The 883-nt window shown below is 41.2% G+C and carries 1 protein-coding gene; it reads right to left on the minus strand.

Features of this window, described 5'->3' with window-relative positions:
- Positions 1-30: 30 nt before the first annotated feature.
- Positions 31-792: an IS5 family transposase gene (locus tag H5058_RS18110; protein ID WP_024600859.1), complete on the minus strand. Its 762-nt coding sequence runs from the start codon at positions 790-792 to the stop codon at positions 31-33.
- Between the last annotated feature and the right edge of the window lie 91 nt (positions 793-883).

Genomic DNA, 883 nt, shown 5'->3' on the forward strand with positions numbered 1-883 from the left:
TAGGGGCTGTTGATCTTTGTAGTACATATATCAATCAGCCCACATTGGTAGCCACATCATAGTAAATGCTAAAGCGAGCATTGAATGATAATTTCGTTCAAGCTTTTCATACCGCGTGGCTATCCCTCTATATTGCTTAATACGGCCAAATGCATTCTCAACCAAGTGCCGATATTTGTACATGCACCAGTCAATATCTTCATTGCCTACTAAACTGTTGCCCTTACGTGGAATAACGGGTGTAGCGTTATTATCACGAACAAACGCTCTCAGTTTTTCACTGTCGTAGCCTTTATCTGCGACAACCATATTACTTGTTGGGCAATTAGCTACGAGTGACTCTGCATGGACGATATCATGCGTATTTCCACAGGATAATTCATAATAAACAGGCAACCCTCCGCTATCGACTGCAAGATGAATTTTCGTAGAATTTCCACCTCGGCTCTTTCCAATTGATTCATTGTCAGCAGTTCTTGCACCGCAACTATGTTGATGAGCCCTGACAATACTGCCATCAATGAAGACCCAATCCATGTCCGCATCACGAGATAATGCGCGAAACAGTTCATTCAAAATCCCTTTTTTGGACCATAAATTAAACCGTCTGTAGATAGCACTCCAACGGCCAAAATCAGAAGGTAAATCTCGCCATGGAATACCTGTGCGCATCTTATACAGTATGCCTTCGAGCGTTTTTCTATGGTCGGGCTTATTATAAATTCGACCACTTAAGTACATTACTTTTGATAAGACATTCCATGTCCCGTCTGTTAACATTAATCTTGGCATGTAGGTTCGGTGTAAAGTTTTCTGGCGAATTCAATTATACCTTATCTTCATGCTGTTTGTTTTTCATACCACAAAGATCAACACGCCCTAG

The sequence above is a fragment of the Pseudoalteromonas sp. SR45-4 genome, from assembly GCF_014163535.1.
Lineage (GTDB): Bacteria > Pseudomonadota > Gammaproteobacteria > Enterobacterales > Alteromonadaceae > Pseudoalteromonas > Pseudoalteromonas nigrifaciens.